Annotated in this window: 8 protein-coding genes and 1 pseudogene; 3 read left to right on the top strand and 6 right to left on the bottom strand. The window is 38.8% G+C overall.

Translation table 11 applies throughout. The annotated features are described in order from the left end of the window. The 4 genes and pseudogenes from BP621_RS06215 to BP621_RS06230 all read right to left on the bottom strand — a co-directional run. Positions 1-284: pseudogene (locus BP621_RS06215) on the bottom strand (helix-turn-helix domain-containing protein); the annotation flags it as partial. Positions 285-455: 171 nt separating this feature from the next. Continuing rightward, entirely contained in the window at positions 456-1016 is a 561-nt protein-coding gene (locus BP621_RS06220; protein WP_292388561.1) for a YqhA family protein, read from the bottom strand. 330 nt (positions 1017-1346) lie between these two features. Continuing rightward, on the bottom strand, positions 1347-1853 hold the full coding sequence (locus BP621_RS06225) for a DUF1269 domain-containing protein (protein ID WP_292388562.1): 507 nt from the start codon (positions 1851-1853) through the stop codon (positions 1347-1349). Between the two features lie 672 nt (positions 1854-2525). Continuing rightward, positions 2526-3554: an AI-2E family transporter gene (locus BP621_RS06230; protein ID WP_292388563.1), complete on the bottom strand. Its 1029-nt coding sequence runs from the start codon at positions 3552-3554 to the stop codon at positions 2526-2528. 627 nt (positions 3555-4181) lie between these two features. On the opposite strand from BP621_RS06230, the gene BP621_RS06235 reads away from it, so the two are divergent. Continuing rightward, positions 4182-4520, top strand: a complete 339-nt coding sequence (locus BP621_RS06235) for a hypothetical protein (protein WP_292388564.1) — start codon at positions 4182-4184, stop codon at positions 4518-4520. Positions 4521-4843: 323 nt separating this feature from the next. Here the strand turns inward: BP621_RS06235 and BP621_RS06240 are convergent, their stop codons facing one another. Next, on the bottom strand, positions 4844-4975 hold the full coding sequence (locus tag BP621_RS06240) for a hypothetical protein (protein ID WP_292388565.1): 132 nt from the start codon (positions 4973-4975) through the stop codon (positions 4844-4846). Between the two features lie 351 nt (positions 4976-5326). On the opposite strand from BP621_RS06240, the gene BP621_RS06245 reads away from it, so the two are divergent. Both BP621_RS06245 and BP621_RS06250 read left to right on the top strand, forming a co-directional pair. Then, a complete protein-coding gene (locus BP621_RS06245) occupies positions 5327-6004 on the top strand; it encodes a DUF1638 domain-containing protein (protein WP_292388566.1) in 678 nt (225 codons plus the stop codon). 226 nt (positions 6005-6230) lie between these two features. Continuing rightward, positions 6231-8399 carry a CHASE4 domain-containing protein gene (locus BP621_RS06250; protein ID WP_292388568.1) on the top strand — a complete coding sequence of 723 codons (2169 nt, stop codon included), beginning with the start codon at positions 6231-6233 and terminating at the stop codon, positions 8397-8399. Positions 8400-8550: 151 nt separating this feature from the next. Here BP621_RS06250 and BP621_RS06255 read toward each other — a convergent pair whose 3' ends face one another. Then, positions 8551-9057, bottom strand: coding sequence for a YkgJ family cysteine cluster protein (locus tag BP621_RS06255; protein ID WP_292388570.1), 507 nt, complete (start codon positions 9055-9057; stop codon positions 8551-8553). Positions 9058-9832: the final 775 nt, after the last annotated feature.

Here is a 9832-nt window from a genome sequence, read left to right on the forward strand (position 1 = left end):
TTTGCTCATCGGTAAGCTTGGACTTTCGTCCTCCACCAAAATTTGGTATTAAGGCGGCATACCCGCCTTTATTCCAATCCTCTTGCCAGTAATATCCAGTTTTCTATCCTGTTCTTAGTCACTCCAACTTTAGTAGAGGCGTCTTCTACAGAATCTCCCAAAAGTCTAAATTTGACAAAATAGAGCCTTTTAAGCACTCTTGAGTTGTTTTCATGCTTGATTAAAGAGTTGATCTCATCAAGAGTTACCTTTCGATCAATAGGAATTTGTTCCTTCCCCGCCATAAGAGAATATAGGCGCTAATACGTGTAATAAATTGCGTTGGAAACTATAAAAGTGATCCTGAGAACTTAATACAATATTAGCAACAAAACTCACTTAAAAGCAATTGCTGATTTACACAGTCGCATGAAGAGCAATCTGTAAATAAGAAAAGTGAGACAGTTACTATGACTTCAGTCTCTCTTTTTGTTTATTAACCAATTTGATTCGCTGTTCACAGAAGTCACTTCGCCTATGGTTTTCACTTGTTCCCCCTCACTACTCCCTTTACTAATATGTGAACGCACTTTCATGAAGTAAGCTAGGGCTGCAATGGGTAAAGCATAGCCTACTCCATATACTGCTAAATCTGTCTCTTGCGTTTCAAAGATAATGCTCAAGAAGTTGACCCCCAGTACGACAACAGTGAGCCCCACCAGGTTCAATTCTAGCTCTTCAATATTGTTTACTTTTACCCATCCTGGTAAAGGTAGCGGCTGGATAAACAACTGGTATAGCCCGAAGGATGTAAGGAAAAGCACCGTACCGACTAAGAAAAGGTGCACAGTCTCCACAATTTCAACAATGATACTTCCTTCCGGACCTTCTTCTGACATTCCGGTAATGAGTTCTCCCATGAAGTGAACAATATCTATGCCGCCTTTAACAAATAAAACGCAAGCAGCAATCGCCAACCCTATCACTGGAATCAATACGAAAAAACGCATTCCTGCAATAAATCTTACGACTTTCATTGGCAGGCTCCTTATTGTTTGCTCCTTATTGTTTTATCCTTTTTTCTACTCGTTGCTAGCCTGTATGGCAAAAGAATCTCATAAGTCGGCATAAGCATAGCTTACGCCTGAATCTTATCTGTAACTGGGTTTATTGCTTGTTACATAAACCCCAAAAGCGCCAAAATTCCTGAAAATTAAGTTTCGTAGAAGTATATGAAAATGAAATCTGGAGAGAAACCGACATTTCTCTCCTCTTCATGCATTGCTTTATTCGAGAATCACTGTTTCTACCTTACAGGAGTTTCCGGGAATGTAAATATTTCCGGAGTGGCGGCTTTCAAGTCAAATTCAGTATGCTGGAGCTGCTTCTTCTTCGGCAAAGACAGCACGCAGTTTGTCTTCTTCTTCTTTGGACAGGTTGGAGGCAATGAATTCGAACTTCATCCCCCTGACAGCTTCTGCTACCTTATCCTGTACGGCAGCACTGGTCATCAAGAAGAGGGCTGATGTGCCTTCTGTTACTTTGCTGCGGACCGACCTTATGAAATCGTCACTAATCCCTACATCCGCCATAGAACCTGTTAGTGCGCCCAGTGTGGCTCCAACGACCAGGCCAAATATAGGAACAAAGAAGATCAGGCCAAACAGCATACCCCAAAAGGCTCCGCTCAGTGCACCTGCACCTGATAAATTGTGCAACTGCTCTGTTTTTGGCTTCTTTTTTCCCTCAGGCCATGTAACTATGGCTGCATCATGTAGGTTGATCAATTGCCTTTTGCTTAAATCCTCAATCACGCGAAGCGCCTTTTCTGCGCCGTCGGCGGTATCAAACTTCAGAACTGTTAAAGTTGCCATTATTTAAACCTCCTTCTTTATTTACGAATTCAATTTGCCGTTTTAACTGCCGTTATAATTGCTGTTATTCTCATGTTTTGGAATTTTTGCGGGACTCTTATCCACTGTTATTCCCTGATCAGTAAAACTGTGGTTTTACTTCCCGGCAGGCGATGTTTTTAAGGCATCAGCCGTTTTTTCGGCATTGTGGAAGACACTGCAAGTTTGCAGAAGGCCTTCAAGAAAAGGGAAAGATTAAAGCTAACTCAACACTGGATCGTCGATTATATGCCATATTTTGAGTCTGGAATTCAGCAGTCTCCGTCTATTAGCATACCCCCACTAAAATCAGGTGTTTAGTTGCAGCTTTGCTGTTAAATGGAGATTTTATGCCCCCTTTCTGGCTCTCACATGGTCAAAGCAGGCAGTACCCTGCCAGGTGTCTACCCATGAGCCCTAGAAAGCTATGTACAGGCTTTTCGTTCACCAAAAAAATGTACAGACTTTCTGATCGCCAATTTTGATATTATTTCCCCTTTCTCACTCCTTGCAGACTGGGACCCCAATCCACAGGCAAGGATTCGGCAAGCCGATCGAATTTAGCAAGCTAATATTATATTGCTATTATTATATATCGTATCCGGATGTACATCTTTTATCGGGTATTCCGTCTAAGATTTGAGATCCGTTATTTTACTCTTTACTTCCACCTGATTCCATCAATTTTGCCATCCAGCGCGTATTCTCGGAACTTTCAAGGATCATCTTCACAACCATTGTAAGAGGTATGGCTATAAGTGCACCTGAAGTGCCAAGCACATAACCCCAGTAGAACAGAGACAGAAATACTATGGACGGAGATAACTTGAGGCTCTTTCCTGCAAGGGACGGAAAAAGAACATTTTCTATAAATACATTTATCAGCCACATCCCGGCAAGCACTGCAATAGCTCCCATGGCTCCATATTTAAATAGTGCAAGCAGTACGGGTGGAAGAACTGCAAGATAAAAGCCTAGATAAGGAATATAGCCCAGTAGGAAAGCCAGAAAACCCCAGAGAACTGCAAAATCTATTCTACCGATTAGGAGCAGTACCGCGGTTCCGATGCCCCCAATCAAATTGATCTCAGTTCTTATCAAGATAAAATCTACCAGACTTCTGCCAAATTCGGCAACCCGCCAAAGAAGGACTGTTTTATCTTCAATTTCTTTTTCCATTTTTTTTGGCGCACCTACAGTATCCAGAAGTAAAAATGCTGTCGTGATGACAATTAGCGCAATTGTTGTTCCGGCATTAAAGACTCCTGTAAGGATTCCTGCAGTCAGGCCCAACAGGAATGCCCCTATATCGCGTAGGATTCCTTCAAAGGAGAACTGACCTGATAAAGGTAAATATCGTTCAATATTTTCAAAAATACTTGTTAATTGAATTTGATATCCTGGGATCTGAGTACTGAGCTGAAATAGGGATCCTGTAACAAGGAGCACTGCAGCAATAGCAAAAATGATAAAGAAAAGAATTACCAGACCAACACTAATCGAACCAGGCACATGTTTTCTCTGGAGCCAGTGGACAAGGGGATAAAAGATTAGAAAGGCGAATATCGAGAAAAAAATAGGTACGAGTATGCTTCCAATTTCCTTCATTCCGATAGTCAGGATAACTGCAGCGGTACTGTAAAGTAAAATCCTGGCTGGTATCGACTGATTCTCCGTATCCATATGTACCCCAGTATTCTTTATACCCTTAAATTAACATATAAATTTAAAATATAAAAGCTTCTCCGAGAATTATGATCTGACTAATGGCTATTTTTTCCAGTCAGTTTTACTTCTGCACTACAAAAATAAAGAGAAAAATCTAGCGAGGGCAAATACAGGTCCAAATCAATAAAAGCGGTGTTGAAACTTACTTACAATATAAGCACCATGTAAAGCTTGGTTTTGGCCTGAATAGGCACTTAATTTTTTCTTTTACTTCTTGGCGTTTATAATATCTTTTATCCCAAAATCCACTTTCCATCGAATTCAACAACGGCAATAATCATAGATATAAATTATACGCTTATCTTAAAAGTTGCAAATAACAGGTGTCAAATTAGACCCTGGACTTTCGAAGTTAATTTGAGACCATATTAAATAAGGCTTTAAAAAACCAATAAATTTATATTGGTTTCTGCAGATTGTTATATACGCGAATAAGATCTAATAAAACAAGTGTTAATAAGATCTATTAAAACAAGTGTTGAAACGGTAGGAAGATCCTACACTACTTTTGTATTATAAAAATTCGCGAACAATACCCCCAAAACAAGAATAGAAACATTACTGCATGCATTGCAGCTATAATTGTCTGTTGATACGTATGCTGAAAAGCATCTCGCATTTGAGCTGAGAAAATTGAGCCACCTGTATTTGCTTCTTATTTTTGGGTGGTTTTATGGAAACAGCAGATTGTATCATGAAGTTGTAGAGTTGATAGATATGGATATGGAAAAAAAGAGCTTTCTAAAATCACTAGGATTTCGGCGAGAAATTGCGATGATTGAAAAATGTATCTGTCCGTTATGTGCGGAGAAAGTAGACGAAGACGAATTCCAAAATGAGGTATTTATCAAGGAATTCAAGAGTTCTGGGCTGTGTCAAGGATGTCAGGAAACGGTTTTTGGATATAAGGTAGCATGGTGATATCCCAATTACCGATTAAGGTATTTGAAATCCCTGTTTTAGGTGACAAGCATGGATTTTGATTTACCTCTGCCATTTATTCCTTGCAGAAAAATTTCAAATTTTTCACTAATTTCTTGATTTAATTCCTCTTTTCGTCATTTCCTGTTCATACTTTCTGATTCGATAGTAATTTCTAATTTTGAAGGAGACTATAACGGACTTACGCAGTTTGAACTAAGATTTCAGCGGCATTAAACATCCAATTGTCCAGACTACAGAACTTGTCCTATTTCATGTTTTTCTTGCCTTCGTAGAAGGCTATTTCACAGAAGCTATTTTTCTTAAGTTTCTTCAGCATCTTCAATTGGGCCCATCAATCTGGATATCCATTTAGTTTCCTCAAAACTTTCCAGGATAATCCTCAAGACCATGGTAAGAGGCGCGGAAAGCAGCATTCCTGTAGCTCCAAGCACATAATCCAGTAAAGCAGGGACAGAAATACAACAGTTGGAGACAGTCTCAGGCCTCTCCCCGCAAGTGAAGGAAAAAGGACATTTTCTGTGAGCGCATTAATTAACGAGATAGCTATATCACAGCCAGGGTGCCTATAATCCCATACTGGAGAAACCCGAAGAATGCAGGTGGAATAGCCGTTAAAGCAAAGCCTACGTATGGAACATAACCGAGAAAAAATGCCATGACACCCCAGAAAACCGCAAAGTCGATGCCTCCGATAAGGAGAAAACCATGAAAGCTCAGGGTTACTTCGTAAGCTCAGGTCAAGAAACTGCAATCCAAGGACAGCTTTTCTGGACCGGGTCTCAATGCTTCTCAAAGGTCACTCTAGCCCTGGTTTCATAGTTCCTGCAAGGCTTTTTTCAAGCTTTTCGATCCTCAAAAAGTTTTGCAGGAAAAGGAAACTCAGGGAAGAGGTAAGCGTTGTCGTAAACCTGTTAAGCCTGGGCCTGCATGCCGATCTTGAGATTTTAAAGACTGAAGTTTACAGAAATATCCGTGAGATGTCTCTCTTTTCGGATAGAATCCTGATTTTTTATGGTACCTGTGAGCATGCACCTGGAAAACTGGAAGAAGATTTATCTGATCTCGAATGCCCGCTTTTCTTCCTGAAAAGACCTAAACGGAGAAACTATAAAGGACTGCACCAGTCTGGCGCTAGGAGGAAACGAAGCTTATGCCATAGGGTCATGGCCAAATTTCAGGGCATGGGGACGATCTACCTGACTCCTATGTGGGCTTCTAGCTGGAAGAAATTGGAAAATGAAAACGGGAGTCAGGACTTTAACAAGCATTACCTGAAGAATCCCCTCTATTGCCTAGCTCCAAGAATCGATAGTGGACTAGTAGATGATCCGGATTTCCATGTAAATGTTAAAGATTTCGCCTGCCCCTTTGATATGAAAGTTGTGAACCTAAAAGGAAGCCTGGAAATTACCGAACAGTCATACCTGAACGCCCGAAACGGTGTAACTAAAAAACAATAAAGAAGCTGGTTTAAAAATTTTTATTAAAATTCTATTTAAATTTATGTTATCCCTTTCAGTAGAATAACGGGATAATTCAGTAAATCAAGGGATAGAAAAGGAAGAACAAGCTTCAATTTATCTTAAACTCTGTCTAACATCTACTAAAATTTATATACTTTCTCACCTTTTTATATCAATAATATATTATACATTCAAACTCTTTCTAACGATTGAATTCTTTGGGGTGTCCGGAATAGATATTGGTAAAAAGGTTCTTTTAATAACTCTTTTAATTTTTGGTGTTCTTGCGGCTGCGTTTACGCTTACTCATACCATGCAGCTTTCTAACTTTTTAAGCCTTGAAGAGAAGTATACACGGAATAATGTAGAGAGGGTTCAGAATGCTATTTCAACCGAACAGGGATATCTTGATTACATAGCACAGGATTGGGCCTGCTGGAACGAAACCTATAAATTTGTTGAAGACAGAAATCAGATGTTTATACAGGAAAACATTCAGAACCATACTCTTGCCGAGCTTAAAATTAATGTAATGCTTTTTGTGAATAATTCCGGGTCTCTTGTTTATGCAAAATCGGTAGACGTCAACACTGCACGGGAAACACCAGTTCCTGAAGACCTCCTTAGATTGGTGAAAGATGGAACCCTCCTTACAAAAGGAGAAAATGGAAATATAAGCGGTTTTGTTCTGCTCGATGGAAAACCTATGTTTATTTCGTGTCATTCTATCCTTACGACAAATTATACAGGTCCTGTGAAGGGAACTGTGATTTTCGGCAAATATTTTGACGACAACCTCCTTGAATCCTTTAAAGAAGCTACTCGCTCTTCGCTTTTAATGTATAGTGTTGACGACGATCTTCCTCCTGATTTTCAGGATAAGCTTAACAATTTTTCACATAGTCCCCAACGGACTATTGTCGAACCTCTCAATGACAGCAGAATAGCTGGCTATTTTGAACTGCTGGACATTTCAGGTAAACCTGCCCTTGTCATGAGGGCGGATTTTCCAAGAGAAGTTTATTGGAACGGCGAGAGAACCCTGAATAACATGTATTTCTTTCTTTTGCTAATCGGCTTCATGACCGTGGTTGGGGTTAAATTTGCTCTTGATAAGTTATTCATCTCAAGGCTAATAGAAATTGATAATTTCGTCACCCGGGTTAGATCGGAAAAGGATCTTTCCAGAAGATTGTGTCTTAAAGATAACGATGAGCTTTATCGCCTCTCAAGGGAAATAAACGAGATGCTAAATGAGATTTATCTTGCAGATCAGGAACTAAAAACGCAGGAACGAGAAAAGAAAGTCCTGCTTGACTCTCTGAACGAACTGGCTATTTTCGCAAACCCTCAACAGAATATTATCTGGGCAAATAAGGCTGCCCTTGAATTTCTGGAGATGGATCTTCAAAAAGCAGTGGGTCTATGCCTTAAAAATAATCCTAGTATAAGCGGCCCGTTATCCGATTCCCTGGATCTTAAACAAATTTTCGTGACAGGAAATAGAAAATCAAGAGAATTTACCGGGAAAGATGGCAGAGTCTGGTTTGTTCAGGCAATTCCTGTAACCGAAGAGGACGGAAAGATTATAGGAGTCCTCGAAACCTGTAGAGATGTTACAGAAAGAAAAACTGCAGAAATCCTTCTTCAGGAAAAGCAAATAGCAGAAGCCGCAAACCGTACCAAGAGCGAATTCCTGGCGAATATGAGCCACGAACTGAGAACCCCGCTTAACTCTATAATAGGGTTTTCTGACCTTCTGTATGAACAGGTATACGGCGAATTGAATGAAAAACAGTTAAAATCTGTAGGGAACATCTCAAAGAGCGGAAAACACCTTCTGAATTTAATAAACGGCATCTTGGATCTCTCGAAAGTAGAAGCCGGAAAAATGGAGCTCAGTTATAAACAATTTGAGCTTGTCAGTAAGCTTAGCATAATAAAAAACCTTCTATCTCCTCTAGCCGACCGGAAAAATGTTCAAATTGAAATTAATATAGATAGCAGCCTTGGCAGTATCTGTGCTGACGAAGCCAGATTTGCTCAAATAATGTACAACCTTGTGGATAACGCCATAAAATTCTCCTCTGAAAATGGGCTTGTAAAAATAGGGGCAAGAAAAAAAGGAGGTATGGTAGAAATAACGGTCATGGATACAGGAATTGGAATTAAACCTGAGGACCAGAGCAAACTTTTCAAGCCTTTCAGTCAGGTTGATTCCTTTTTGTCCAAACAATTTCAGGGAACCGGGCTGGGTCTTTCACTGGTTAAACAGATTGTCCGGCTGCATGGCGGATATGTATGGTTCAGGAGCAATCCGGGAGAGGGAAGTACTTTTGCTTTCGCAATTCCAATAACAGGCAATAAAAGCCACGGTGAAACTACCGATTAGTTAAACTAGCGCTGAGCTAAGGATTAAGGGTTTTACGCTTGTCCTTAAGACAACTGAAAAATTAAATTTGAAAATTAAAAGTTTTTGTTTTTTGCCAGCAGGTGAACTCAACTCACTACCCGTGCTCAAATCCTATCACTCCGGTTTAAAGTTAAAAAACGGGTTCTTCGATCTTCTGACTTAGATTAATATACAGACTGGCAGTTTCGATCTCGGTCTTCTGTAAACTCAGCAGTTCTTCCAGTGAAAAAACCGCATACTTATTTTTTCCACGCCTGCATTTTTCCAGTTGATCATAATCAAAAGAGAGATAATCATAGCTAGTTACATACCTTAACCATTCTACTGGAATTGCAAAGCTTGATAAAAGGGGTATAGCAGTTTCAAAGTAAGTCCTGCACGCTTTTTTTCTTGACAATTTGCACCAGTTATCAATTGTAAAATTTATTTTTTCATCTTCAAGCGTAATAATTACAGGGTAGATTTTACAGAATATAGGTTTAAAGTCCCGACAATCACATTCTTTATTTTCTTCGTTTAAAAATGGGCACAACTTTCCTAATTTTAATACATATATTAAAGTTCCGTCATCCATTTTCAGAACATCCAGGTAGCGAATTTTAAACTCCAAAACGCTTATACCCATTTTTTCTGCCATATACTCTTCTTCCCCAGGCAACAGAGTTCCGATCTTATTATGCTCGCAGACTCCTCCACATTCACTGCAGATTTTAAAAGTATTTTGATTACTGCCACTGAATATCTTGTGAAAGTGATTATATATTTTCTTTGGTATTTTCTTGTATAACACCCAAAAACCTCTTTGTAAGCCTTTATACATTTTCACTTTATTTGCCTGATATCAACCTGAAAACCCACTCCTACGGCGTTTCCATTACATATATTTTTAATAAGTGATATTTACATGTATGCCTGGTTGTGCTCCTTATTCAAACATTAAAAAATAATAATAAGTTAAACTTTAAAAAATTAATTTTATAGTATTAGCATTTCGAAAAAAATAAATACCATAAAAATTTCATAAGATCTCTTCTTTTTACAGGAAGGTAAATATATAAAAATGTACATAGTAAAGTTCTATATAAAATAGAAACTGCATTATTTAGGAAAAATTCGGAGGTGACCTGTTTTCTCTGAGTATTTTTACTTAGCGTTTTATGGAAAAACAAATTACCTTCGGAAAACACATTGCCTTCCGGACATAATTACAAGAAAATAGTTCCCTGTTTATGTAGATAGTTAGATTCGGGACATATGTTGGTCAGATTATAATAGTCAGTTTATAATAGTCAGTTTATAATAAGAAATCTTCAGAATACCTAGAGAAAGCTAGCGAAAAAATATCTAATTCTTATTAACATGACCTGCTGAATTGGCCGTGCATTAGTACGTGGTTGATATTTTTTCTATGA

Origin of the sequence: Methanosarcina sp. UBA5 (assembly GCF_002505485.1) — an archaeon.
Classification (GTDB): Archaea; Halobacteriota; Methanosarcinia; order Methanosarcinales; family Methanosarcinaceae; genus Methanosarcina.

What these genes read in the sequence shown, in the direction of transcription:
- BP621_RS06220 (WP_292388561.1), bottom strand. Translation starts at nt 1,016, where the DNA reads ATGAAAGTCGTAAGATTTATTGCAGGAATGCGTTTTTTCGTATTGATT.
- BP621_RS06225 (WP_292388562.1), bottom strand. Translation starts at nt 1,853, where the DNA reads ATGGCAACTTTAACAGTTCTGAAGTTTGATACCGCCGACGGCGCAGAA.
- BP621_RS06230 (WP_292388563.1), bottom strand. Translation starts at nt 3,554, where the DNA reads ATGGATACGGAGAATCAGTCGATACCAGCCAGGATTTTACTTTACAGT.
- BP621_RS06245 (WP_292388566.1), top strand. Translation starts at nt 5,327, where the DNA reads ATGCTTCTCAAAGGTCACTCTAGCCCTGGTTTCATAGTTCCTGCAAGG.
- BP621_RS06255 (WP_292388570.1), bottom strand. Translation starts at nt 9,057, where the DNA reads ATGGCAGAAAAAATGGGTATAAGCGTTTTGGAGTTTAAAATTCGCTAC.